Origin of the sequence: Rhizobium sp. NZLR10 (assembly GCF_019685125.1) — a bacterium.
Lineage (GTDB): Bacteria > Pseudomonadota > Alphaproteobacteria > Rhizobiales > Rhizobiaceae > Rhizobium.
Genome location: NZ_JABDWE010000004.1, coordinates 314,317 through 339,266 on the forward strand (window position 1 = coordinate 314,317; position 24,950 = coordinate 339,266).

The 24,950-nt window shown below is 59.1% G+C and carries 28 protein-coding genes and 2 pseudogenes; 13 read left to right on the forward strand and 17 right to left on the reverse strand.

Annotated features, from left to right (window positions below; translation table 11 throughout):
- From cysN to HJB82_RS09135, 3 genes are all read left to right on the forward strand, one after another.
- Positions 1-1,497, forward strand: a complete 1,497-nt coding sequence (gene cysN, locus HJB82_RS09125; protein ID WP_207583403.1) for a sulfate adenylyltransferase subunit CysN — start codon at positions 1-3, stop codon at positions 1,495-1,497.
- A gap of 416 nt (positions 1,498-1,913) precedes the next feature.
- On the forward strand, positions 1,914-4,208 hold the full coding sequence (locus HJB82_RS09130) for a PBP1A family penicillin-binding protein (RefSeq protein ID WP_221139849.1): 2,295 nt from the start codon (positions 1,914-1,916) through the stop codon (positions 4,206-4,208).
- 269 nt (positions 4,209-4,477) lie between these two features.
- Positions 4,478-5,431, forward strand: a complete 954-nt coding sequence (locus HJB82_RS09135; protein ID WP_221139850.1) for an NmrA/HSCARG family protein — start codon at positions 4,478-4,480, stop codon at positions 5,429-5,431.
- A gap of 60 nt (positions 5,432-5,491) precedes the next feature.
- On the opposite strand, the gene HJB82_RS09140 is transcribed toward HJB82_RS09135, so the two are convergent.
- Positions 5,492-6,412, reverse strand: a complete 921-nt coding sequence (locus HJB82_RS09140) for a LysR family transcriptional regulator (protein WP_221117029.1) — start codon at positions 6,410-6,412, stop codon at positions 5,492-5,494.
- 112 nt (positions 6,413-6,524) lie between these two features.
- Positions 6,525-7,562, reverse strand: coding sequence for a LacI family DNA-binding transcriptional regulator (locus HJB82_RS09145; protein WP_207583399.1), 1,038 nt, complete (start codon positions 7,560-7,562; stop codon positions 6,525-6,527).
- A gap of 540 nt (positions 7,563-8,102) precedes the next feature.
- On the opposite strand from HJB82_RS09145, the gene HJB82_RS09150 reads away from it, so the two are divergent.
- Positions 8,103-9,608, forward strand: a complete 1,506-nt coding sequence (locus tag HJB82_RS09150; protein ID WP_207583398.1) for a DegQ family serine endoprotease — start codon at positions 8,103-8,105, stop codon at positions 9,606-9,608.
- 199 nt (positions 9,609-9,807) lie between these two features.
- Here HJB82_RS09150 and HJB82_RS09155 read toward each other — a convergent pair whose 3' ends face one another.
- Positions 9,808-10,182, reverse strand: coding sequence for a hypothetical protein (locus HJB82_RS09155; RefSeq protein WP_207583397.1), 375 nt, complete (start codon positions 10,180-10,182; stop codon positions 9,808-9,810).
- A gap of 166 nt (positions 10,183-10,348) precedes the next feature.
- Positions 10,349-10,738 carry a hypothetical protein gene (locus HJB82_RS09160; protein ID WP_207583396.1) on the reverse strand — a complete coding sequence of 130 codons (390 nt, stop codon included), beginning with the start codon at positions 10,736-10,738 and terminating at the stop codon, positions 10,349-10,351.
- Between the two features lie 175 nt (positions 10,739-10,913).
- Between HJB82_RS09160 and HJB82_RS09165 the strand changes: the two genes are divergently transcribed.
- The 8 genes from HJB82_RS09165 to HJB82_RS09200 all read left to right on the forward strand — a co-directional run bounded on the left by HJB82_RS09165 (position 10,914) and on the right by HJB82_RS09200 (position 13,964).
- Complete coding sequence (locus HJB82_RS09165; protein WP_221132168.1) at positions 10,914-11,216, forward strand: hypothetical protein; 303 nt, start codon at positions 10,914-10,916, stop codon at positions 11,214-11,216.
- A gap of 122 nt (positions 11,217-11,338) precedes the next feature.
- Positions 11,339-11,602 (forward strand): DUF1488 domain-containing protein, encoded by a 264-nt coding sequence (locus HJB82_RS09170; protein WP_164010733.1) that lies wholly within the window; start codon positions 11,339-11,341, stop codon positions 11,600-11,602.
- Between the two features lie 50 nt (positions 11,603-11,652).
- Positions 11,653-12,015, forward strand: a complete 363-nt coding sequence (locus HJB82_RS09175; RefSeq protein ID WP_221139851.1) for a hypothetical protein — start codon at positions 11,653-11,655, stop codon at positions 12,013-12,015.
- Positions 12,016-12,081: 66 nt separating this feature from the next.
- Complete coding sequence (locus HJB82_RS09180) at positions 12,082-12,228, forward strand: hypothetical protein (RefSeq protein ID WP_221139852.1); 147 nt, start codon at positions 12,082-12,084, stop codon at positions 12,226-12,228.
- A 93-nt stretch (positions 12,229-12,321) separates the two neighbouring features.
- Positions 12,322-12,765: a pyridoxamine 5'-phosphate oxidase family protein gene (locus tag HJB82_RS09185; RefSeq protein ID WP_207583392.1), complete on the forward strand. Its 444-nt coding sequence runs from the start codon at positions 12,322-12,324 to the stop codon at positions 12,763-12,765.
- Between the two features lie 202 nt (positions 12,766-12,967).
- Positions 12,968-13,204 carry a hypothetical protein gene (locus tag HJB82_RS09190; RefSeq protein ID WP_207583391.1) on the forward strand — a complete coding sequence of 79 codons (237 nt, stop codon included), beginning with the start codon at positions 12,968-12,970 and terminating at the stop codon, positions 13,202-13,204.
- A gap of 127 nt (positions 13,205-13,331) precedes the next feature.
- The gene (locus HJB82_RS09195; RefSeq protein ID WP_003587904.1) at positions 13,332-13,499 is read left to right on the forward strand and encodes a hypothetical protein; all 168 of its coding nucleotides are present in this window, start codon (positions 13,332-13,334) and stop codon (positions 13,497-13,499) included.
- A gap of 264 nt (positions 13,500-13,763) precedes the next feature.
- Complete coding sequence (locus HJB82_RS09200) at positions 13,764-13,964, forward strand: hypothetical protein (protein WP_207583390.1); 201 nt, start codon at positions 13,764-13,766, stop codon at positions 13,962-13,964.
- 527 nt (positions 13,965-14,491) lie between these two features.
- Here HJB82_RS09200 and HJB82_RS09205 read toward each other — a convergent pair.
- The 8 genes and pseudogenes from HJB82_RS09205 to HJB82_RS09240 form a co-directional block, all read right to left on the reverse strand.
- Complete coding sequence (locus HJB82_RS09205; protein WP_207583389.1) at positions 14,492-14,677, reverse strand: hypothetical protein; 186 nt, start codon at positions 14,675-14,677, stop codon at positions 14,492-14,494.
- 127 nt (positions 14,678-14,804) lie between these two features.
- A complete protein-coding gene (locus tag HJB82_RS09210) occupies positions 14,805-15,233 on the reverse strand; it encodes a DUF1515 domain-containing protein (protein ID WP_221117032.1) in 429 nt (142 codons plus the stop codon).
- Between the two features lie 22 nt (positions 15,234-15,255).
- A complete protein-coding gene (locus HJB82_RS09215) occupies positions 15,256-17,094 on the reverse strand; it encodes an SGNH/GDSL hydrolase family protein (protein WP_221139853.1) in 1,839 nt (612 codons plus the stop codon).
- The gene (locus tag HJB82_RS09220; protein ID WP_221132172.1) at positions 17,091-17,303 is read right to left on the reverse strand and encodes a hypothetical protein; all 213 of its coding nucleotides are present in this window, start codon (positions 17,301-17,303) and stop codon (positions 17,091-17,093) included. The genes HJB82_RS09215 and HJB82_RS09220 overlap by 4 nt, the downstream gene beginning before the upstream one ends.
- A gap of 22 nt (positions 17,304-17,325) precedes the next feature.
- Positions 17,326-17,685, reverse strand: a pseudogene (locus HJB82_RS09225) (hypothetical protein); the annotation flags it as partial.
- Positions 17,685-18,149: a lysozyme gene (locus HJB82_RS09230; protein WP_221139854.1), complete on the reverse strand. Its 465-nt coding sequence runs from the start codon at positions 18,147-18,149 to the stop codon at positions 17,685-17,687. The pseudogene HJB82_RS09225 and the gene HJB82_RS09230, both read right to left, overlap by 1 nt.
- Entirely contained in the window at positions 18,124-18,378 is a 255-nt protein-coding gene (locus HJB82_RS09235; protein ID WP_221139855.1) for a hypothetical protein, read from the reverse strand. The genes HJB82_RS09230 and HJB82_RS09235 overlap by 26 nt, the downstream gene beginning before the upstream one ends.
- A gap of 97 nt (positions 18,379-18,475) precedes the next feature.
- Positions 18,476-19,621, reverse strand: coding sequence for an acyltransferase (locus tag HJB82_RS09240; RefSeq protein WP_221139856.1), 1,146 nt, complete (start codon positions 19,619-19,621; stop codon positions 18,476-18,478).
- Between the two features lie 421 nt (positions 19,622-20,042).
- Between HJB82_RS09240 and HJB82_RS09245 the strand changes: the two genes are divergently transcribed.
- Positions 20,043-21,005 (forward strand): acyltransferase, encoded by a 963-nt coding sequence (locus HJB82_RS09245; protein WP_221139857.1) that lies wholly within the window; start codon positions 20,043-20,045, stop codon positions 21,003-21,005.
- A gap of 150 nt (positions 21,006-21,155) precedes the next feature.
- Here HJB82_RS09245 and HJB82_RS09250 read toward each other — a convergent pair whose 3' ends face one another.
- The 5 genes and pseudogenes from HJB82_RS09250 to HJB82_RS09265 form a co-directional block, all read right to left on the reverse strand.
- Positions 21,156-21,713, reverse strand: a complete 558-nt coding sequence (locus HJB82_RS09250) for an acyltransferase (protein WP_221139858.1) — start codon at positions 21,711-21,713, stop codon at positions 21,156-21,158.
- A 131-nt stretch (positions 21,714-21,844) separates the two neighbouring features.
- A pseudogene (locus HJB82_RS31535) lies at positions 21,845-22,282 on the reverse strand (hypothetical protein); the annotation flags it as partial.
- Positions 22,283-22,371: 89 nt separating this feature from the next.
- On the reverse strand, positions 22,372-22,920 hold the full coding sequence (locus HJB82_RS09255; RefSeq protein ID WP_259669658.1) for a hypothetical protein: 549 nt from the start codon (positions 22,918-22,920) through the stop codon (positions 22,372-22,374).
- Positions 22,921-23,207: 287 nt separating this feature from the next.
- Positions 23,208-23,567: a hypothetical protein gene (locus HJB82_RS09260; RefSeq protein ID WP_221139860.1), complete on the reverse strand. Its 360-nt coding sequence runs from the start codon at positions 23,565-23,567 to the stop codon at positions 23,208-23,210.
- A gap of 2 nt (positions 23,568-23,569) precedes the next feature.
- Positions 23,570-24,901 (reverse strand): hypothetical protein, encoded by a 1,332-nt coding sequence (locus HJB82_RS09265; protein WP_221139861.1) that lies wholly within the window; start codon positions 24,899-24,901, stop codon positions 23,570-23,572.
- Between the last annotated feature and the right edge of the window lie 49 nt (positions 24,902-24,950).

Consider the following 24,950-nt stretch of genomic DNA (forward strand, 5'->3'; position numbering starts at 1 on the left):
ATGACCGCAGCCCAAACCGCCGTCTCGGCCGCCACCGTCGTCAGCCTGCCCGCCGCCGAGCCGCAGAAGGCCCAGCGCGACACGCGCCCGCTGCGACTGATTACCTGCGGTAGCGTCGATGACGGCAAGTCGACCTTGATCGGCCGCCTGCTCTGGGACACCAAGGCGGTCAAGGAAGACCAGGCCGCCACGCTGCAGCGCGATTCCACCGGCAAGCAGAACGATCTCGGCCTGCCCGACTTCGCGCTGCTGCTCGACGGCCTGCAGGCCGAGCGCGAACAGGGCATCACCATCGATGTCGCCTATCGCTATTTCTCGACCGACAAGCGCTCCTTCATCGTCGCCGACACGCCCGGCCACGAGCAGTATACCCGTAACATGGCGACCGGCGCATCGACGGCCGACCTCGCCATCTTGCTGGTCGACGCCCGTTTCGGCATTCTCGAGCAGACCCGCCGTCATGCGACGATCGCCTCGCTGCTCGGGATCAAGCAGTTCGTGCTTGCCGTCAACAAGATCGACCTGACGGGCTACGACCGCGCCGGCTTCGACAAGATCACCCATGAATTCCGGGAATTTGCCCTGTCGCTCGGCGTCAAGCAGATCACCGCCATTCCGATGTCGGCGCTGAAGGGCGAAAACGTCGTCTATTCCGCCCAGGCAGCCATGCCGTGGTACAGCGGCCCGACGCTGGTGGAGACGCTGGAGCTTGCGACCGTACGCTCGTCGCAGACGGTCGGCTTCCGGCTCTCGGTGCAGCGCGTGTCGCGCCCGGGCGAAAGCTTCCGCGGCTATCAGGGCACGGTTGCCGGCGGCTCGGTCAAGCCAGGCGACAGCGTCATGATCCTGCCGTCGGGCATGGTCGCCAATGTCTCGAAGATCGTCACCTTCGATCTCGTTCGCAACGCTGCCGTTGCCGGCGACGCGATCACGCTGGTGCTCGACCGCCAGGTCGATGTGGCGCGCGGCGACATGATCGTCTCGATCGACGCCCAGCCGCAGGTCGGCCTTGCCTTCGACGCGCAGATCGTCGCGCTGCAGCCTGAGGGCATCGAGCCCGGAAAACGCTACTGGCTGAAGAGCGGTTCGCGCCGCCAGCGCGTTCAGGTGCAGCCGCTCAGTCAACTCGAGCTGAAGACCGGCACCTGGACTGCCGCCCAGCGGCTCTACATGAACGCCATCGGCAAAGTCCGGCTTGTCTTCGAGGAAGCGGCGATCTTCGACCCCTATGAGCAGAACCGGCTGTCCGGCTCCTTCATCCTAATCGACCCGGAGACCAACAATACGGTTGCCGGCGGCATGGTGACGGGCAAGCGTACCGAACTCGGCGGACTGCACAATGGCGAAGGCCGCGTCATCCTCTCGCTTCCGGCCGATCTTGCCGAACAGATCATGGCCAGCGAACTCTTCGCCAGCCGCAGCCACGAGGCCGAAGTGCGGCGCATGACGGCCGCCGAAGCGGCCGACCTCTGGTCGAGCGCTGCAAGTGATATTTGATAAGAGATAAGGGGCCAGCAACACTGGCCTCTTATGCGAGGCCGAATCCGGTGACTGCGGCCGGCGGATTCCTGCCGAACGGCGATGGCGCAAATTGCAGTAATGAAATCGATCAGGTCCTGGGACGTTGCGACAAGCTCTCCACCTGGGCTTTCGGCCGATTGGGGCTATCTGAAATGGTCCTGGGAGGCAGGAGAAACCCCGTTACTTCTCTCGAAGCCCAGCTCTGATCCCCTCGCCAAGTCTTGACCTCCTGGCTGGCTGAGAGCGGCTTCAACGTGGCGGTTGCCCTCTCGATGTCTGGTGCATAGTTGCCGTCATTGTCATCGCAGCAGTCCGTTGGGGCCTTTTGCGGTGGAACAGTCCGCATCCCCGGCTATATAGGTCATTGTGCGTTGGCTTTTTAGCGGTAATCGATGCCCAATTCTCCCGAATCCTCAGGTGAAAGCGTTAGCAGCTCGAGCTCGGGTCGCGATCAGACCCCAGATTCGGCAGCGCAAGCGGCCGCCTTGGATTCGCCGGGAACCACCCAAGGCGAAGACCCGCAGCCGCCCCACGGATCCTTCGACCAAACCAGACGGGCCGTCAGGACTCTATTACGTGCGATACGTCAAGATTTGCAGGCAAGTTCTGCTTTAGCAAAGATCAAGACGGCCGCATTGTCTTGGAGGACGAAGCCAAGGAGGTCGGCGCCGCTTGGAATCCCGCCAGCTCCGCACAACTGGATGGCGACTGCTTTGGTCAAAGCCGGGCGCGGTATTCGCGATCGGCGTTCAAAGCGTGAAAGCCGTTGGAGCGCATCGCTCATTACGGGCTGGTGGAAATTCGCTCTCGGGTCCTTCCTTGTTGTCTGCCTCCTCGTCGGAAGCATTCTGGTGTGGGCACTGAAAGACGTGCCCTGGAGCGAAATCCGGGATGGAACGTTAAAGCCGGTCGTGGTGCTGGAAACCGCCGACGGCGCGCCGCTGGTAAGACAGGGACCTTATCAAGGGCCATATGCTCGATATGACCAGTTTCCACCCCATCTGATCGATGCCGTCCTTTCGATTGAAGATCGCCGGTTCATGGGTCATTTCGGCATCGATCCCAGGGGCATCGCGAGGGCGCTTTTGCGGAACTTGGAGGCCGGCTCGGTGGTGGAGGGTGGCAGCACTATCACCCAGCAACTGATCAAACTGCAATACCTCGACAGCGACCGAACAATAAAACGAAAGATTCAGGAGGTCGTGATCGCATTCTGGCTGGAGTGGAAGCTCGGCAAGGCGGAAATCCTGACGCGCTATCTGAATAGCGTCTATCTTGGCGCGGGGGCTACCGGCATGCCTGCCGCCGCGCGCATCTATTTCAACAAGGATGTCGGCGCCCTCAACCTGCCTGAGTCGGCGATGCTGGCGGGATTGCTGCGGGCGCCGAGCCAATGGAATCCCATCGACAATTTCGAAGGCGCCCGGCAGCGCACCATGGTCGTCCTCGACGCGATGGCGGCCAATCGCAAGATCACCGCGCCGCAGACGGCGGAAGCCAAGACGAGCTTTGCCAGCCTGCACCCAACGACACCAACGCCGCGTTCCGGAAGCTGGTTTGCCGACTGGATTTCGCCGCAAGCGAGCGAAATCGCCGGCTCCTCGCCGGGTTCGACTACGGTGCGCACCACGCTGGTGCCGACATTGCAGCAGATCGCCGAAAGGGTCGTGAAAAGAGCCCTGGACAGTGAAGGAAAGACGGTCGCAGCATCGCAGGCGGCGTTGGTTGCGATGACGCCCGACGGCGCGGTCGTTGCGATGGTTGGCGGGCGCGACTACAAGGCGAGCCAGTTCAACCGCGCCGTCACCGCGATGCGCCAGCCGGGTTCCACCTTCAAGCTGTTCGTCTATTACGCAGCATTGAAGGCTGGGCTCACTCTGTCCGACCAGGTTCTGGACGCGCCAATAGACATTGACGGCTGGTCGCCAGAAAATTCCGGTGGCAACTATCGCGGTTGGGTAACGCTTGCCGAGGCGTTCGCGCGATCGCTCAATGCCGCGTCAGTGACGCTTGCGCAAGAGGTGGGTCTAGACAATGTGATCGCAGCCGCGCGCGAACTCGGCATCGATGCGCCGCTGGCCAACACGCCGTCATTGGCGCTTGGCACATCCGAAGTAAATCTGCTTAACCTCACCAGCGCCTATGCGTCCGTCAAATTCGGCAGGGCCCCTGTCAAACCCTGGGGCATCATCGACTTTCAAGCGGCAGGGCAGCCCAAGACGTTTCGCGTTGGCTCACAATCAAAGCCGAATGTCGATCTTTCGCCCTACCAGTCCGATCTCCTCGGCCTTCTGCAGTTGGTGGTCGAGCGCGGTACTGGACGCGGAGCAGATCCCGGCACGTTTGCCGCCGGTAAGACCGGCACGAGCCAGAACAATCGTGATGCCTGGTTCGTCGGCTTTACGGAAGCCCTCGTCGTCGGTGTCTGGGTTGGAAATGACGATGACGCGCCGATGAAGGGGGTGACCGGCGGCGCCCTGCCAGCGCATATTTGGCGGGACTTCATGCGCGAGGCGACGACCGAACCGACGTTGGACGGAGTGCGATCGACAGAAGCAGCCGTCGAGGGCCAAGGCGCGCCGCAGTCCTGTAACATCACCGCCTGCTCGCGCAGCTACCGCTCCTTTCGACCGTCCGATTGTACCTATCAGCCATATTCCGGCGGCCGAAGGCTTTGCGAAAAGTGATGTGGATGGCAGAGATCGAGCCGCCCGTCCTTCCCTGACTGCCGGTGTTTCCGATCCGTGATGCGCTACCGACTGGTATCGGCGCCCGGCCGGGCGCCACTTATCCATAAAACGGCATTATCTTATGCTTTTCAGCCATCTACAGCGATAGAGCCTGTTTCGATAGGGTAGACACAGTCGAGGTGGCTATCGGCACGGACCGACTGCGCTGCCTTGTAAAGACGCCTGCCACTCTGGTCGGCGGCAAATGACAGGGAAAGGATGAAGCTATGTCTACAGACAACAAGCCATTGATCGCGGTTACCGGTGCAACGAGCAAACAGGGGCGCAGCGTCGTTGCAACGCTTCTTGAGAGCCAGCGCTTCCGCGTCCGTGCCTTCACTCGGAAAAAGGATTCGCCCGAAGCTCTACGTCTTGAGAAGCTCGGCGCTGAAATCGCCACCGTGCCTCTCGAACTCGGCCGCCAGAATGAGTTCGTTGCTGCGTTCAAGGGCGCGGATGGCGCCTTTCTGATGACGCCGCCGATCGCCCCGCCGGAGACAAGCGAGGCTCCGCTCGGCCGGCAGCTGGCGGATGCGGCCGTCGAGGCCGGCGTCGGGCACATTGTGTTCAGCACGCTCGAGAATATCGACAAGATCACCGGTGGGACGAAATATGCGCCGCATTTTACCGATAAAGCGCGCGTTGCAGATTACATTCGCGGCCTGCCGATCTCTCATTCCTTCATTATGCTGGCATTCTTCTATACGAATCTAAGTGAATATTATGCGCCGCGCATGGAAGGCGACACCCTGCTCTTGCCGATCTATCTGCCGGAAGATTTCGCAGCACCTTTTGTCGATCCGCTGACGGCGACCGGGCCTGTTGTCCTCGAGATCTTCTCGAACCCCGAGCGCTACAACGGCAAAACGCTGCCGATCGTCGGCGATATCATTTCTCCGCGCGAGATGGTCGCAACCTTTCAACGCGTGACCGGCCTCAAGGCCGAGTATCGAAATGCGTTCACCAGGGACGGCCTGCTCGCCTATTTTCCGGAGTTTGCCGCCAACGAACTTCTCGTTCGAGAGATTCTCGGGATGGTCGAATATGCTGTCGAGTATGGCTATTTCGGCAAGGAGCACGATCTCGAATGGAGCCGTCGCCTGAATCCCGGAACGCTCGGCTGGGAGCAGTTTCTGCGGACGTCGGGGTGGCGCGGCGACAAGCGCTCTTTCGGAGGTTGAAGCGTCTCGCAAAGGTGCGGCAGCGGTTTTGCGAGAACGGGATGCCTGAAAACAAGAGGCTTACGATGGCCGGATTCCCGGCAGCTTAGCGACCTCGGCGGCCAGAAAGTCGACGAGGAGTCGAACGCGGGCAATGGCTGCACGCTCCGGAACTATCAGCAAGCTTACAGGAACCGGCGAAGGCCGATAGTCGCCAAGCACGACCTCTAGCCGGCCGTCTTCCAGAAGATCGTGAACCAGCCAGAGATGTGTGGGACCAATGCCGCGGCCGGCGGCAAGGGCTTCGCGCGCCGCAAGCCCGTGATCGACGCGCAAACGGCCGCTGACCGGGACCATCAGGCTGGCGCCATCGGGAGAGGAAAGAAGGAGCTGATTGCTGCCTGCCACGTTGGACATCACAACGGTTTCGTGGCGCGACAGATCGGCCGGGCGCTGCGGCCGTCCGCGGACAGAAAAATAAGCCGGAGCGCCGACCAGCAGCCGCTGGCTCTCTCCGAGCGCATGAAGCTTCATCGAGCTGTCGGCGAGAGGTCCAAGACGGAGCGCCACGTCGACGCCTTCGCGAACCAGGTCGATACGCTCGTCCGTCAGGTTGAGGTCGACGCGGATATCCGGGTGCCTGTCCTGAAAGTCAAAGATCATTCGCGTGACATGCATTACGCCAAGTGCTGCGGTACAGGAAAGGCGAACTGCGCCAGCAGGGGCTTGACGGGCATCTCTGGCTTCTTCAGCAGCCTGTTCGACCAGGCGCAATATCTGAAGGCAGTTGGTATAGTAGCGACTACCTTCTTCCGTAAGGGTGACGCGACGCGTGGTTCGGCTGAGAAGAGGCACACCGACAGCCTCCTCAAGTTCATTGAGGTGCCGCGTCACGGTGGATTGGCCGACGCCCAGTTCCTTTGCGACCATCGACAGGTTGCTGCGCTCGGCGACGCGAATAAAGGTGCGCATTCTGTCAAAAGACAGTCCCGCCTTATCCATTTTTCAGCACAGTGATTGTCATTTCACCCATATACGGAATAATCTTGGCTATGCCCAGTCCAAGCTTCCGCAAGGCTAGGCTCCACGTCTATTGTCGGTGTGTCTGACCAGATTACCGCGTGGAACCCCGCGGAATAATGGTAAAGCCCAAGTCAGCCTTGTCTTCATCAGCTGGCTCGCCGCGGACGGCGCGCAGCAGCATGTCGGCGACGCGGTAGCCGATATCGTAGCGCGGTATGTGCACCGTCGTCAGCGACGGCTCGGTGAAGGCCGAAAATTCCAGATCGTTGAAGCCGCAGATGCCGACATCCTCCGGCACGCGGATGCCGCGCACGGCGCATTCGATGAGAACGCCAAGCGCCAGTTCGTCGCTCTGGGCAAAGACCGCATCGATATCCGGCACGCGCTGCAACAGGCTGGAAAACAGCTGCCTGCCGAGGCCGGTGCGACTTGGCGCATCGCCGCCGATAATGAGATCGGGGTCGAAACGCCCGGCTTCCCGCATCGCAGCCTCATAGCCTTCGATGCGGCGGCGCGAGCGGACATCCGCGCCGCGGCCCATGAAAGCGATCCTGTTATAGCCCTTCGACAGCAGGAAACGGGTGGGTTCGGCGCCGGCCGCATAGTGATCGAGGCCGACGACCAGGGTTTGCGGCTCCTGGCTGAGATCGGCGATATGGGCGATGGGACAGGCAGCACGCTCGATCAGCGGCAGAAGATCACGATAGGATTCGGCGCCGGCGATGATGACGCCGGCCGGCTTCTGCGTCAGGAAAGATTTCAGCAGGCCGGCCTCCCCCTCGCCATGGTTCAGCGTATTGGAATATTGCACGGTGAACTCGGTGCCGCGGAAGCGATCCTCCATACCGGTCATCAGGCCGGTGAAGCCGTATTGATGCAAGGCGGGCGTGATGACGCCGACGCTGCCGTTGTGGCGGCCGGCCAGCGCCCGGGCGGCAAGATTGGGGATATAACCCATCTCGTCGACCGTGCGCAGGATCACCTCGCGCAGATCCTCCGAGACGATCTCAGGATTACGAAGCGCGCGCGAGATGGTGATCGGGCTGACGCCCACCTTCTTCGCCACATCGCTCAACGTCACATGCGCGCCGCGCTTGCCGTTGCGCCCCCGCTCCACTGCCTTGCCCATCGCCCCTCATATGCTGCCGCGAAACCCGCCGATTCGCAGTCTATACTTTCTGCAGAAGAAATAATTTAGAGTCTACTAACATTTTATATTCGCAACAAGTTTCGGGCAGACAATTTCCAGAAACAGCAGCATGATCATCTGTCGGCAAAATTACGGGCGCATGCGGCGATCGGATCAACGGATTCGGGAATAAGTCCATTTATTTTCGAATGAAAATCGCTGGGGAGAACGCGCTGCGAAGCCAAACCTCGGCCGGAAGACCCAGCGTGTGGCACCCGGTTCAAAAACCGTCGGCACAAAGATTAAATTCCAGTAATGTCTTACAAATCGGCAATATAAACATGATCAATATTTAATTTGTAAATCCGCCGGCCGCGATCATATGAATCCCGAGCGCGAATTCTTCGATTGTCCCGGTCGCCACCCCAACGACTGCGCTGCGATCGGAGGCATTGGCGCCAAACGCCATCCGACGCCAGGTCCCAAGACGTGGAACCACGACGCCATCCAAAGCCAACACTCTCGCAAGGGACCATCACCATGTCACACATCTTAAGCAAACACCGCGCTGCAGCGCTGGTCGGGGCGGCCATCATCGCCGGCGCGGCCTGTCTGCCCTTCACCATCAACGGCTCGAACGCCATTGCCGCGCCAGCCGATAGCGGCGGCGTCTTGGCCGCGAGCGGCTCCTTCGCGTCCATCGTCGATGCCGACAAACCTGCCGTCGTCACCATCACCACGACAATGAAGGCGACCGACGTCAGCGCCGACCAACAGGACTCGCCGATGGACGAGCAGTTCCGCCAGTTCTTCGAGGATCAAGGCATCCCGCTGCCGCACCAGGCACCGAAAAACCGGCCTTCCCAGCAGGCGATGGCGCTCGGCTCCGGCTTCATCATCAGCCCGGACGGCGTGATCGTCACCAACAACCATGTCATCGACAATGCCATCGACATCAAGGTGACGCTGGACGACGGCACGGAACTGCCGGCCAAGCTGATCGGCACCGACCCGAAATCCGATGTCGCCGTCTTGAAGATCGAGGCGCCCAGGCCCCTGCAGACGATTGCCTGGGGCGATTCCGACCAGTTGAAGCTCGGCGACCAGATCCTGGCGATCGGCAACCCCTTCGGCATCGGCACGACGGTGACGGCAGGCATCGTCTCGGCGCGCGGCCGCGACCTGCACAGCGGGCCCTATGACGATTTCATCCAGATCGATGCGCCGATCAACCATGGCAATTCCGGCGGACCGCTCGTCGACCGCAGCGGCAATGTCGTCGGCATCAACACTGCGATCTATTCGCCGAACGGCGGCAGCGTCGGCGTCGGCTTCGCCATCCCCTCGGATGAAGCCAAGGCGATCGTCGCCAAGCTGCAGAAAAACGGCTCGATCGATCACGGCTATCTCGGCGTGCAGATCCAGCCGGTGACGAAAGACGTCGCCGATGCCGTCGGCCTCGACAAGACAGGCGGGGCGCTGGTTGCCGCCGTTACCGCCGATACGCCGGCGGCGCAGGCCGGCGTTAAGCCGGGCGATATCGTCACCTCGGTCGGCGGCGAGACCGTCAAGACGCCGAAGGATCTGTCGCGGCTGGTGGCCGACCTTTCGCCGGGCGCCAAAAAATCCCTTGGCATCTGGCGCGACGGCAAGACGATCGATCTCAACGTCACTGTCGGCGGCAATGAGGACGGCCAGAAGCAGGCTGCGGCCGAAAGCTCGGACAACAAGGGCGAGAGCAGCGGCCAGCCGAGCCTCGGGATCGGACTTGCCGACCTGACAGTCGACATGCGCCAGCAGCTCAACCTGCCGCGCGCCGTCAGCGGCGCGGTGGTCGCCAGCGTCGATCCCGACAAGTCGGCCGCTGCCGCCGGCATCCAGTCGGGCGATGTCATCGTCTCGGTCAACGATAAGCTGGTTCACAACAGCCGCGACGTCAAGGCCGCGATTGCCGACGCCGGCAAGGCCGGCCGCAAATCGGTGCTGCTGCTCGTCGAACGCGACGGTATCAAGACTTTTGTCGCCGTGCCATTTGCCGCGGTCTGAAGGCCGCGTCTGGTAGCAAGACCTTCGTCGCCGTGCCGTTCAGCGCGGCCTGAGGGCTCAAGTTGAAGGTTGAAAGGAGAAGCCCGTGAGAGCGGGCTTTCGACCGACCGGCGTGGTGGCGTTCGAACCGTGTTCGGCTTGGTCGGCGAAGACATGGATGCGTACCTGCAGAATGCGGTCGCTCTCGCCCTACGTCTGCTCAGGGAGATTTCCGCTTCGCCCTCTTTGTCTGACTGCCGTGGTTGCCTCTTTGACGGTTTGCCTCCTGCTGATTTATCGCATCGGATTGGCTGCGTTGGGCGGCCTCCAATTGCTGCCTCGTCGGGAGATCATGCTCGTAGGTGGGCGCGCTGAATGCCGTGGCGTTGTCGAACGGACCTTTGTGTGTCCGCGCCACACCATAGGCTTGGTTAGCACCCCTATCGATCCCGTGCTCGGCCGACGGTGAGCGGGCGTGACGAGCCTGTGTGATCAGATCGTCGGCAGTCGGGCTTGACGTTGCGCTCTTCTGCGCCGAAGCGATGATCGCGCGTTTCCCGGCGTCGTCCTTTTGATCGGCGCGGTTCCGGGACATGTTTTCATCCTTTTTCGTCGTGTCACATCAGATCGCGATGCATGCCGTTCAGACGCGTGTAGCCGTTCAGGAAAAACGACACGCCTAACTACGAACATGAATCAGGTTCGATGCGGCGATTTAGAAGCGATAATTCTGCCCTGTCGCGTTCGGCGGCCTTCACCGATCATCGTTCAGGCAGCCTGGTTTTTGGAAAGCGATAACCGACCGGCCGTCGCGATGCGTTGGCACGCCGGGGCGCCGTATACCGGCCAATCCGATAGGCCTTCTCCGGAGCGCCGCCGTCATCCTGCCATCTTGCAAAAGACGCGTCTTCGATCGCCTGAGGACGCGGGTTCGAACTCAACTGGGTTGCAAGATACATTCTCAAAGCCGATCTCAGCGCGGCCTCATCGACGATGCCTATTTGGAAACAATGAATGAGGAAACTCGTCGCGCTGATCTCGCTGATATCGATCGCGTAAGTTTCGCCGCCACGGAAACCGGCCTTTCGAAGAATGCGCTCCAGCATTCTCAAATTGGTGACATCGAAAAACGGATCAGATGGGGAAGACATTGTGTCCTCCTTCATTGGGGCTAGGGTTCACGTGCGCGCCCCAAGCGACGGTGCCCTTATCGTGCCCGCCGATCGCTCAGCTTGCGCTCTTTGCCACCTGGCCGCAACCTCATTCGCCGGCAGCCATTGATAATGCCGTCGCAAAACCCATTTTAGAGGGGGGAGGATACGCATCATGCAGTTCAACGGTGAAGCGACCCTCACAAGGCCGTCGGCATTGGCGGTTTCCGAAAGGCGAGCGCTTTTAGATCACCTCAGTGAGGCGATCGGCCGCCTGGCTTACGGGCTGGCGGCTGATGGATTGCTCGACCTTGTGCCGTCTCTGCTTGAGATAAACAGCGTTCTCCGCGATATGACGGATGAAATTTCCCGTGCGGACCCTGTTTATTCCGACGAGGTTATCGCGAGCACCGTGCGCTTGATCAAGACATCTGAGGCCTTGCTTGAGAACAGGGTCATCGTGCAGACTATCCATTAACATTGGTCGGCGGTCGGGCATGCCGACAGGCTTTGGCATCAAGCGCCTCGTTCTCTACGTGCATCCAGTTCATCGCCGGCTCCGAGTCAACGGCCCGCGCCCACCTCCAAGGATCGACCGCCATGGCACTTATCTTTCCAAATAGAAGCCGGAGCTTCGACGAAGTGCGAAAAGGCGTGCGTTTCACCGGCTATGACGGCATGTTCGAGGTCCGGTTTCTGGTCGAAGAAGGCGCACTCGGCAGTACTATCACGCAGAGTTCGTCCGAGGCCGCATACCTTAATGCCTTCGATGCCGCCCGTTCTTCCATTCAGGAGGCCGCATCGAGAGCTTATCAGCATCGACGCGGAAACAACTTCACGCTCAAGGCCGAAGATTTTCGCTAGAGTATTTCCGTTTTTCTCAGGAATCACGGAAATGCGGGGGAGCTAAGAATATGGTTTCGACACGATACCGGCCGAAAGACCTCAAGCTTGCACGTTGTCATATCGTGAAGGCCGCGCGCCGCATTGCCCATCAGGAAATGGTGATCGGGAGACTACTGGTCAAAGGCAGCCCCTCGGGATTAGCCTACGAGCTGTTGGGCAGGCTCTACGACGATCAGCGGCAAAAACTCGATCGCCTGAAACTGATCGAAGCGATGGTTGAGGTAAAAGCACAATCCTCTATGGGCGCGCCCCGTCCTCGCGGCGCGCTCGCGCCGCGCTTGGCGATTGTGCGCAGCGGCGTGATCTCTCTGCCTGACCGGGAATTGGCCACGCCTTGTCGCGCAGACGTTTGGCACCCATATTTGGTGTAGTGGCAGTTTGTGAACGAGCACTGCTTCAGTGGTCGTTAGAGTTCCCCGGCCCCAAAGGAGGGCATCATGTCAGCCACGGCAAACATCCATTCGTGGAAAAGCCTGGTCCAGCATGTCGGCAAGTTCCGCTATATCGACTTTCTGGTGAAATTGACGCCGGCGATCAGCGTGGCTTTTATCGTCTATGTCGTCTTCAAGGATGTGTTCTGGTAGGCGCTGGAACACCGTGGACCACGGCCAAGACGCGCCTCGCTGTGCTTGTCAAACGAGGGTCTGTAACGCTGACGACGGAACTGGACAACGCAAATGCAATTGCGAGAAATGGGTGAACAAGATTGCCTCGCCTTTCTGGCAAGCCACACCCGTGGGCACCTGGCATGTCTGGGCGACAAATATCCCTATATCGTTCCCATTCATTATGCGTATGAAAAGGACCGGCTTTTTATATTTTCCATGCCGGGCCTGAAGGTTGATCTATTGCGGGCCAATTCACCCGCCTGTGTTCAGGTTGAAGAATTCAGCGAAAACCGAACGTGGAAGAGCGTGCTTGTTCAGGGTACCTCTGATGAGCTGACCGATACGCCGGCCCGGCATGACGAGCGCATCCACGCCTGGTCCCTTCTGCAAAAGCAACCGTTTTGGTGGGAACCCGGATCGCTTGCCTTAAACTCGGAAAGCGAAGACCGTCCTGCTCCCTCCATATTCTTCGGCATTTCGATTGATATGGTATCTGGGAGGCAAGTGGTTTAAGGTGCGGCCTTCAGACCTGCCGTGCCCCCTCGATTCGCAGGGCGGCGTTGCTGCACCATATATGGAACTCCAGACAGACACGGCTAAGCGCTGTCCGATACCAGCCTTCCCATAGGGGCGCGGATTGCTTGATGCTTTTTACCAACGCGGTTGCTGAGCCAGCATCGCGTTTAATGGCACGCGACCACCGATAGGGAAAACCATGAACCAGGCACCCGAGAACGAAACTCTTTTCAACATCACCGGACACTTCGTACAGGAACTGAAGGCCGTTCTTCAAAGCGAGAGCATCGTCGAAGGCTCCGACTACGAAAACAGCGCCTTCGACGAAAAACGACGGGCGGAAGGGCTTCACCTGCTGCGCTTCCACAAGACCGGCACCGCAGCTCAGGCAACCCAGATCTGGGAAAAACATACGACAGCCCGGTCTCATCGATAATCCGGAACGAAGCCCATCCGGCTGACGTTGACGTGATGCCGGCTCTCAAATCCTGATGAGACGATGCAGCTGGCGCGTCCTGACGTGACGCGCCACTCGGCTCTACATTTCCATGAAAGGAAAAATCATGACCAATGACAAAACGAAAAACGCGGCCGCGACCGACGGACCCTACGACGTCATCTACTTCGCGAAGAAACACCGTATTTCCAACGAGGATGCCAAAGACATCATCGAAAAATACGGCGCCAATCGCAAAGAGGCTGATAAGGCCGGCCGCCGCATCAGCGCCTGAAGCAGGATAGGACTTGCCGGCGTGGAACTCTAACAGCTCCCCGCATCTGCTTGCGAGGCCACGATGCAACATCAGCGGACGAATTAACCCTACTGGCTTACCTTAATATCAGCATACGCTTGAATACGTCAGGCCCTGTGCCATCGTATCCTCAGGGTAACGTTTCTTATTCCTGAAGCAGTTCGCCGGAACCGTGGCCTGCCTCTTAGCGAAGAGGCAGCTTCCACGCATAGGGGCCGGGCAACATCAAATGGAGGGTATGCAATGAATAACGTCTTAGAATTTCGTGCAAAATCCCCGCATGTCGAAAGTCTGTCCGACTGCCGGGAGGCGCTTGAATCGGCGGTGATGAAAATCGTCAGTGACGCGGTCTGCAAGGGATATCAGCCGGCAGAAGCCGCCATGGTGGTCGCCGATATCGCCGACGACTACATCCTCATGCTGTCGCGCCAGCTGCAGCATTGATCCGCTTGCAAGGCTCGCGCCTTGTCTGCACGAGCGGTTGACGGGCCGAGATCGTTGCCGTTCATCGCCAGGAAGCAGAGCGCTTCCGCCATATAAGATGGGTGAGTGGACCGCGCAGCGACTGCAGGGGTAGCAGTTGGTACAGGAGACGAGACCTGCTACGCGGTCCGTCGGCCACAACGCCAGTCTTTGTCGGAAGTTCCGCAGGGAACGGCACCGCAAATAGGCCCGCGTGCCGGAACATCCGCTGGAGGAACAAGTCACAATTGTTCCCGTCATGTTCCAATCGTTAGACTTGTATGCTTCGACCCCGGGGAAGACAGAGAACTTTCATCACAAGCCAGCAAAAACCCCGCCTGAGCGGGGTTTTGAGCGAGTCGGAGTGGGTCGGCAGCGTTATCGGCGACCTGGGAAGCCCGCTAGCGGGATTTTTCTCCCTCGCCTCTGGGGCTCGTTGCTCCGTTCTCTCACTCTTTGAATCATCGTCGTAATGCGGCGTGAAAGGGTGACAGGTCGTTGAAGCGTCGCTAGCGCCACCGCGGCTGCCGCGGCGGAGCGTTGGCCTGGATCTCGTGCAGCGGCGCGCGGGATCCGAGAAGCTTCTTCAGCTTCTTCTCCTCCGCCGGACCGATACCGAACTTGCGGCAATGCTCGGCGACATCATGCTCCCGCGGACCGGGAATGCGAACTTGGCGATGGTTCATGCTCTTCATGACTGTTTCCTCCTGAGAGGAAAACCACCACGGAACAGATTTGTTCGTTAGCAAAGTCTAAAATTTGTTTTACTTGCTCCGTTGTCGGCAACAAAATGACAGCAGCACGGAATACGTGAGCAATTGCTCAACTGATCTTCAACCAATGCCTTAACGCTGCCACCGCGCCGTCGCTGGCATAGGCAATCATCCCCCCGATCGTCAGCCCGGCAAAGGCGATCAGCCCCGATATCCCGTACCCGATCGATTTCATCCGTTTCCATTCTTCCAGCGCCGGCGCCACCGCCTCCTGGTTCTTCTCGACGGTCCCCTTGAGGCTCTTGATCTCCTCGCGGATCTGCGCGTCGACACCGCCGCTGATCGCCACCCTGGTATCGAGATTTGCGATCTGCCTTGCCTGGTTGTCGAGCCGCGTATGGATCACGGCGCGGCTATCGTGGGCATTGGCCTTTTCATCGCTGACCTCATTGCGCAGAAGTGCCACGTTTTCCTCGATGCCGGTCAGCCTTCCCTCGACGCGCCCGAGAGCGCGGAGAATATCGTCATTGGATGTCATCTCTGTAACCGCTCGCTACGCCTTAGGGATAAAATTTCAGCTTTTCGGATTGGGGAATGCCGCCGGCGATACGGTCGATTACGGCGCCATAGGGATGAACGCCATCCGGCGTGACGCTCGGGCGGACAATGGAGCCGACCGGCAGCACCGTGGCGCGCGGGATCGAGATCGTGATCGTGTTGCCGGAGATGCTGCCGATCGAGGTCGTCGACAGGCGGGCAATGCCATCCGGTCCGGCATAGGTGTTGATCTCTTGTTCCGGCCCGAAAATGCTTGCATCCGCAACCTCGATCGTCGTGTAGTTCGCGACACCGTCCGTTCCCGCCTGCACCGTCACCGTGGTGCTCGGCAGCTCCAGCATACCAGGCCAGACGCCATCCCGGACGCTGGAAACCCATGCCGCATAGGTGTCGATCGCATCGTCGCAGCAGCCGCTCGTCTTGGCGAGAATGTCGTTGCGAAGGCGCCATTTGCCGGAGGCATCCGTGCCGTCCGCCGGCCAGCTGTTGTTGGCCGAGACGTTTTGATACTCCGCTCTCGCATAGAGGTCGTTGGCGCTGATGGAGCCCGTTGCCGGCGACGTCGCCGATCCGGCGAAATTATAGGTGAAGGTGGTCGGCCCGGTGACCGTGATCCCCACATTGCCGTTGTACTCCGTCTGCGCAGCGCCGGAGATCGAAACCGTCTGCCCGGTCGCCAGGCCACTGATGCCGGATGCGATCGTTGCGGTTACGACTGTGCCGACCGACGTCAAGGTCACCGTACGGGTGGAAACGGTGCGGCCGAGCGGCGGGAAGGCGACGATCCTGACGCCGGGATAGCGCGCCCGAAGCCTTGTGATCAGGCTTCTGTAGTTGGTGGTGAAGAAGACGGCGTAGGTGGCGGCCGTGTCGTTCTGGCCCATCTGGTTGGCGATGACGGTGAACGGCTTCTTGCCGCTGTTGAAGGTGGCGATCTCATCGAGAATGGCCCAGCGCCGGGTCGCGATCGCCGCACCGCTGCCGGTTAGCTCACGCACGGAGCCGGATCCCGGCATGCCGATCATCAGAAAGGGAATGCGGCCGATGCCGCCGTTCCTGTCGAGCCAGCGGCGAAACCAGCCGAGATTGCCGCGCGCGTCGGCAGCCGCGGAAAACTGCTGGCGCGCCTCACCCAGGCTGTCGACGATAGCAAGCGCGACCGGCCTTCCGTCCCAATCGCCCTTGGCGACCATGAAGTCGGGGCCGTAATATTGCGGCTGCGTCTGCGTGGCGTAATTGGTATCGAGTGCCGCCGTGCTGTCGGCAAGCGGGGTGTCCTTGAAGGCCAAGAGGGTGGCGAGATCGCCGGCGCCCCAGACGCGCTCGCCGCGATGCTTCTGGATGCGGTAGACGGGCCAGATCTTGTCGCCGACGGCGGTATGATAGAATAGCCAGATTTCGATTTCGCTTTCCGGGTCGACATCGGGAATCGTCAGCTCATCGGTCCAGGCGCCGTTCGTCTGGTCGGCAACCGTCAGCGTGTTCAGACCGGCGAAGGTGCATTGGTAAAAGACACCGGCGACCCGGATGAACATCGCATCGGCGACCACAGAATTGCCTGGCGTGCCGATCGTGCCGGTGACAACCGTCTCCTGCGGCGCGTTGCCGCCTTCCGTCGAGGCGAAGCCGGACAAGTGGAAGCGGAAGGTTCTGGTCTTATATTGCGGCGTGTTGACGACGATCTTGCTGCACACGTAATTCGTGCCTGATGCGGCGGTGACGATCGTGCCCGACGGCATGCGATTGCGCGACGCGAAGAACATATAGCGATCGGGATCTCCGCCCCCGCCCCCGCCACTCAGCATCGGATTAACAAGGGCAAGCGAAATGGCATTCATCATCGGCGTGTTCCAAATCTGCTGGTGAGGTCGTCATAGAAGCGAATGGTGCGGCCCTGGCGGGCATTGGCGCGGTCGAGCGCCTGGCGCTCGCGGGCGAGGATGGCGATGACAGGCTCGCCTTCCACAACAGGCGCATGCGCCTCCTGCCTCAGGAGATCATCGGGCAAGGGCGGCAGCGCGATGCCGGCCGCCGCCTGCCCCTTCATCACCGCCGCCTTGTTCAGCCGCACCGTGGCGGAGCAGCCACTGACGATCAGCAGCAGTGACAGCGCAAGCGCGGTTCTTTTCCGAAAGCTGAAGCTCATAGGATTGGATCTCGATTTCGAGTGTGTCTTTGGCCACCTGCTCGGATGCCTCTGCGGCCATAAGGCGCTTGCGGTGCTCTTCGGTGACCTCGGCCGCCGCATTGCGCTGCCGCTCCATCTCGGCCGCTCTCGCATCGGCGGCGCTCTTTTCGGCCAGCAGGACATAGCCGGCCCGCGCCTCACGGGCCGCCGAGGGATAGCCGATCGAAACGGCATAGAGGTGATAGAGCACCAGGCCGGCGGCGATGCCGGCGCCCATCTTGAGCGTGTCGAGCAGGGAGAACATCAGATGCCCTCCAGGCAGAATTGGCGCTCTTTCTGCCGGCGCCGCGTCAGGCCGGGAAAGGTGATGCCGGCGGCGCGGTTCCACTTCAAAAGCGCCTCGCAGCCCTCGGCCGTCCTGCCCTGGTTAATGAGCCTGACCGCGCTCGAGCCGCAGGCCGCCCTCACGCCGACATTATAGGCAAACGAGGTCAGCGCCACGAAGCGGGCATCCGGCAGCGGCACGCGCACGCAGCTTTCGACGCCGCGCGCATAGGTCTTGAGCTCCAGCGCCAAGAGCGCCTTGCATTGCTCCACCGTCTTGTGATCGCCAGGCTTCACGCCATTGGTGCTGCCATAGCAGATCGTCCACGGCTGTCCCTGTGTGGCCGGATCGGGATAGGCATTCTGGCGCAATCCCTCGAACGAGCCGACAAGCGCCACAGCCATGGCCGCGGCGGCACTACCCTTCTGCAGGCGGTTTGCCATTCAATTCTCCTGAGATTTTCTGCTGGACGAAGATCCGGGCAACGATCGCCGCCACGGCGAAAAGCCCCGTTGCCGCCGACATGGCGAGCTGGATGTAGAGGTTGCGCGACACCCAGGTTGCGGCGACGAAATTGATGACGGGCTCAAGCACGATGAAGAGCAGCGCCAGCGCCATCAGCCGCACCGACCAGGCACGCTTCAGCACCTCGCGCCAGTTATGGACGAGCATGGGAGGCTCCGGATTTTGGGGTGTGGCAAAGCAGCCGTCTCGCAGGAGACGGGCGATGTGTTTTGGTTACTCAGTAAGGCGACACGTTCAACGAACGCTATCGAATAGTCGGATAGATCCGATCACGAAGCCTGAATATCGGCTGCTCGATGTATTTGTAGGACAGGGCCGCGAGCAGCAGTGTTATTGAGGTGAAAACCAAGAACTCACCGGGACCATGCAATTCAGGCTTCACGCCGAAACTTGGCTCCAGCCAATGGGGTGTCACGAAGAAAAAGAACGTGTAGTTCACGACCTGATGATAGACATAGGCACCATAGCTACGCTTGCCTATGAACACTAGAACCGGGGTTTCCATCACCTTCGCTGCGGTCGTCGCCTTGCCGACAGCCAAGAAAAATATCAGCGATGAGGCAATCATATAAACCGGCACGTCGGCAAGTACTTTACCGACAAAACTACTCCGAAACGCGAGGATACCTTCGCTCATCTCTGTCAATGACAGCAGGCAGAGCGCCGCGATGCCAGCCGCCATCATAGCGGAGAAACAGCGCGACACTGCAGGCGTAATCCGGCCTGTCGACGTGATGATGGCGACCGCTGCGCCAGCAGCCAATGAATCCAAATTTCCGAGTGTGACGAGAACATTCGCTTGCCCAAGATCGGCATACCAGGCAAAAGCGCGCCAGCCGATCGCAAGGGCAAATGCCCCCAATAGCGTAAGCTTCCAGGCATTCGGTCGGAGAAAGATGACGATTGGTGCCCAGAAAACATAGAACTGCTCTTCAACCGCAAGCGACCACCAGGGGGCGGCCGGCCCATAAGTTCCGATGTCGTTTCGAATCAATACATTTGAGAGATTCTGCACGAAGAAGACGTGATAAATCACATCCTCCCGCACAGCGTCATTCAGTCCTATGCAAATGACAAATGCGAGAGCCAGATAATAGACGGGCTGAATGCGGAAGAACCGGCGGCCGTAGAAGCCCTGGAGAAGCTGGAACCCCTCAGCCTCACGCCTTCGGCCGGCTAAGTCGACGAGGATTCTTGTGATCAGAAATCCGCTGATCACGAAGAATATTAAGAGCCCGCCTCGCCCCCATTCGGCGACGTTGTTGAGAAAGGGAAGCGGTGACCAATGAGCCATCAGCACCAGAAGTAGCGATATTGCTCTAAGTCCATCTAAGCCGCGTATGCGACCGCGCGCCTGTATGTCTAACTCTTGATGTGCAGGAGCATCCAAGTCCAATCCCTCCGTCTCTCGGCGGAATAACGCAATCCTGCCGGGATTGAAAGTGCCGCTATTTCCTCTGCCGTAGTCAGGAACCGGACACCCCTTGGGAGTGACTTCCAATTCGCTGAGACAAATCCCCCATGAAGACCCGAAGCATCCCGTCGGGTTTTTCCTTTCGGATCCCTTTTGAACAGCTTCGTCAGGAAAGCGCCATCAGACGGACCGACCAGGCGCGCCTCAGCACCGCGCGCCGGTTAGGGACGAGCATGGGGTGGGCTCCGGGATTGTGTGGGTGTCGTGGGGCGACCGGCTCCCGGGCAGAGAGCCGCGTAGGGCTGACTTCCCGGCGCAGCAACACAATATAGGTACCGCGAGGTACACTAATAGTTGTCTCTTGCTAAAGTTTTCGCTTAACGGTTACGTTAGCGGAATGAGATCATTTCCACTTTCAAATAGAATCGAAGGCCTGAATACCGTCAGAGCAGTTGCCGCCCTGTCTGTTGTGTTTGCGCATTTGCTTGGGCCGTCGATGCCTGGCATTTCGCGTTACATCTTCACCGGCCACCCCGCCGTCATAGTCTTCTTTGTCATCTCGGGGTTCTGTATTCACTTTCCATTCCGAACGGCCGAAATGTCGGCGGTGGCTTTTCTAAAGAGGCGTTACCTCAGGATCATGATTCCGACCGCTGTAGCTCTGGTTCTGGCGCAGTGGGTCGGACTTCGTGCTTACAACCCGGTCGACGGCTACATCTTGTGGTCCGTGGTTTGCGAGGTCATTTACTATTCGCTCTACCCGCTGTTCCTTCCCATTTCACGGAAATTCGGCTGGCCGGCGATGATCGTCGTCTCGGTCGTCGTCTCCTACGCCATCGTCATCGGTTTAGGCTCTAATGAATCTGGCAACGCGCAGATCTACGGCCCGTCACTGAATTGGGTGGTCTCTCTGCCAGCCTGGTTCATGGGTTGTTACATCGCCCAGATCCACCGGAGGGGACTGTATTTCGGGAACATCTGGATATGGAGAGCGGCGACCGCGATCACCGCCTCTATTCTCTATTGGGCGACGATCAACACGCCTGTCGGGTTCTATCTGACGATGATCCCTTTCGGTGTTCTTGCCTGCGGATGGATACTTTCCGAGGCTGCGAACGCTGAGCGTGGCAACGCCTCTTGGATTATGGAAAAAGTCGGCGAAGCTTGCTTCTCCATCTATTTGGTCCATGTCATCGCAGCGGCGGCGATAGAGCGGCTTGGCATCACCAGCCCGGTCATTGTCTGCGCCGGTTCGCTTCTGCTCGTCGTCCCGTTCTTCTTTTTCGTGGAAAAACCTGCCCATGAACTTTCCCGCCGTCTGGGGAGGCGGATGGTCGCCGGGACGTCTCATTCTTCGTGAGAGAACGTGCGCCGCCGCCGACGGAATTCAAGCTAGCTGGAAGGCACAGGCAGGATTGCAAACACCGCAGCTGAACAGCGAAAAAACGCTTTTCGAACGGAAGCCGTATTTGGGCGCCTTACTGCAGATCAATCACGATCCGATCTGACGCTATTCTCGAAATTTGACGACCTTCGCGGGAGAGCCAACAGCAATCGCATATTCGGGGATATCATTTATGACGACGGCGTTCGCGCCAATCACCGCGCCATTGCCGATTTTGACGTTCATTAGGATCCTGGCTCCTACCCCGATCCACACATCATCGCCAATTTCCACCGTGCCAATTTGCGCTTTCTGAAGCCTGATCGGCGTATCACGCATGATGCCGTGGCTATGATCGATGATCTGTACATCTGAACCGATCAAAACGTCGCTACCGATCCTTATGAGGTTCTTCGCTGTGATGATGTTGCGCCGGCCGATCACCGTGTTGTCCCCGATGAAAACCTTTGGGTCTGGCATCGTAAGCTGGAAGAATGATTGATCCTGGATCGTGACATTGCTCCCGACCTCAAGAACCGCGTGCTTCACCATCCGGAATTCGGCGCTGCGCTTGACAACCAGGTTCGAGCCGGCGCGGCTGAAGTAGCGAAATCGCTTGTAGGCGGTAACGAGGCGCTGAAGAATTCCTCCGCGATTCCGGTACGATGCTTTATCGGCTGCCATGATTTCCTCCGGGTTCTGAGGTCATTAGCTGACGGCATCGATTATTGCCAGTGTTCGTGCGTGCATATCCCCGCCAGAAGCTCGGGGCATGCCGTCTATTTCACCATCGCTCGATCGTGAAACAAACGGCATTATGCATTCCTCCCACACGGGAAATAGAAACCATCGGTCCACACCCAGATATTGCCGCCAGCGCCAACGACCTGCCTAACTTGCCTGCCCGTGTTCGTCCAAACATCTTGGCTCCCCACGACAAAGCCGCTTGCAACCTGGACGGCGCCTACATTGCCGTCATCGCCAGAGATGCCCGCAACAAGAATCCCCTGCGACGGATCGTGGATCAGTACAGAATTGGTCGTCGCGCTCGACGTGAATCCAGACCGCAGCTTCGCCTTGACCTTCACTGCATTTGGCACTGTCAGTGCAAGGAATGCCGAAGTCGTAGAGATAGCGGAGTTGACAGCCTCCTTGATCGAGCTTGCATCCGTCAGCACCACGCCGATGCATTTGACGATGGTATAGCCGGAGAGCAGCGTCGTGGTGATGCCGCCGATGGTTGCCGAGGTCGATGACCTGAGCCCCTAAGCTTCCTCCATTTTTCGGAAAAGAAAAGGGCGCCCCGAAGAGCGCCCTGTTATTGAATTTTCACGGTGGTGGTCTACCGTCTCTTAAACAGCAGATCGGCGCCGTACATGCCTTTGGCGCCTTGGATGAAGCCGCCATTTCTATCTGCAATGCGATTTACCAGCTCGAAGCCTGCTCCAGATGCGATATCGATCAGACGCCGCTCTGAAATGGTCCTGTGCGGGTATCGGACGACAACATCTTTGAAACCTTCTGGGATCGGGCCGGCGCCGTTGTTGAACAGCATCGAATGCTGAACCCTGAACTGTTCCGTCTCAGAAAAGGTGTTCCGCGCCAGGAAGGCATAACCGGTCGTCTTGGAGAGACCGCGCTTCCAAAGCGCATACGGGTCTTCCAGATATTGGAATGTGCCACTGCTATAGAAAATATCGATATGATCCGGCAATTCGCTTGAGAATGCGATCAATGGCCGAAGCTTTGCCGCAGCCTTCACCATTGCTGGCGTTTCGATTACGACGAATGACATTGCCGGGAACTTCCGATGCAGAACGGAACACGATTCGCCGGCAGACCCACCGAAATCCACGAACGCACCGGAACCATCCGACATGATCTCGATCAACTCCGCCACCGGCCGAACATAATCTTCTTCATGACCGACTATGGCTTGGGACCGTTTGGCTCTAAAACGTGTCAGAACCTCCGCTTGGTAACCTGATTTTGCTGCTGTAGATGCCCGAAGCCATGACCTATATCTTTTTCTGATGGCTCTGTTCTCAGCGAAGTCTCGGATGAAATTTCGAATGATGATCAGGGGATGTATGCGCCTCAAGTTCAAGCCCTCTTAATGATGACGCATCATTAGATAGAATGGGTGTTGGTTGCCAACATGTTTTAGCTGCCCCGCCGTCATATTTTCGACGCCGCCTCGAAGAACGCATCGATCTGCGAACCGGAAAATCCCATGGCAGCGAACCCGGCCAACATCATCGGACTTTCCTTGACGAAGATCCCGGAATACTCATACGCGATCTGAACGTCTCGGGGCTGTTGAGCCACCCACACGTCAACGGCGTCGATCAACCCAGACGCAAGGAGGTTGAGCTTGAACTGTCGTGCGGAAACAATAGAGACCGAAGCTTTCGGGTGAAGGAATGCCTGCACCTCTTCGGCTAGCTCATCGATCGCCTCGTGTGCGATTTCCTGTCTGCCGGCGAACACGCCTTTGATTGCGCCATTTTCGTCGCGCATCACGTAAACCAAAGTCATGATCAAGCTCCATTCAGGCGCGGTACGGTATAGTCGTTAAAGCCATTTGATCGCAATGTGTACGATACGCTCCCAACCGTCGTGATGGCGTAAAAGGTTACAATCCCCGTTGATCGCGATCGGCTGCGAGCAGATACGCGGCCCGCTTGTGCCGTGTTGCCCGCGTTGACATTGAAGACTGCAACAGGAGATGTGACAGCATCAGCCCCCGCGCCAAGCTCGCCGGATGAATTTGCCGCAGAATTAACCGCAAGCATCCAATAAATTTCGGTGGAAATCCCTGCTGGAGTGCCAATTGGCTGTATATCGTTGAATCCGATGCCGGAACCGCTGTATTCCTGTACGGCGGCAGTAATTTTATATTCATTGCCATCTTGAGAATACTGGCGAATTACATTGCCAGACGTGGTCAATACGACGTTTACGCGCCCAACAACTTCTAAACCTGTAAGATTTACCGTTGAAACGAGCGCCGGGACAGATTGCAGACTTGCAACCCAATCACCGACGCCTGTTGTCAGGTTGCGCACAGAGTGAACAAAATACGTTTTGCTCGCCTGCATGACGCCAGTGTCAAGGAACCCGCCGCTATTGCCGGCCGTGAAGGTGGTGGACAGGGATTTTGTCAGCGCGGAAGCATAGACGACGTTCTTGGAATTGAAGAACACCTCGCCGGTTTTTATCTGAATAGAAGTGCTGGATACATAGACGGTCTCACACCCGACGACGTTGTTGATCTCCGATTTAGCCTGGATCTTGGCAATCAGCTTATCCGTGAAGAACGCTGTCCCACTGCAGACGATGAAGTTGGAATACCCGTTCGGAACGACAAGCGTTGCCGCCCCGTCGATCGTCTCCGAAGCGTTCGGGTCAATCGTCACATCCCCGCCATCGGCGATGACGCAATAGTGCCAGTTTGCGCCGAGCGTTGCCGCTGCGGTCAGGGTGAGCGTCGCTGCGGCGGTAAAGCGATGGACGGCGTTGTCGTCGGATGCGAGCGCGGTGTAATCGCCTGACTTGGCCGCATAGACCAGGTCCTGATCGAATGCGACGTCGACGCCGTTCTGGGCAAAGCCGAGCAGGCCGCCGCCCTTCAGATAGAGGCCGGTCTGCGGGGTCGAGGCGAAGCCGACGCCCGGCGCGGACACGGTTCCGCCTGCAGCCTTGAGCGGTGCGATCATCGGCGCCGATCCATCGCGCGGCAGTGAATTGGTGATTTCGTTGCCGAGGTCGGTGGTCAGTGCGTTCCATGGCGCCGGGTCGATGACCTGGCCGACGGAGGGTGTGGTGCCGGCGGGTTTGGAATAGACGCCGGTTGATGGGTTTCTGGGCATTGACCTTCTCCAAAGGAAAAAAGCCCCGCGAACTGCGAGGCCTGGAATC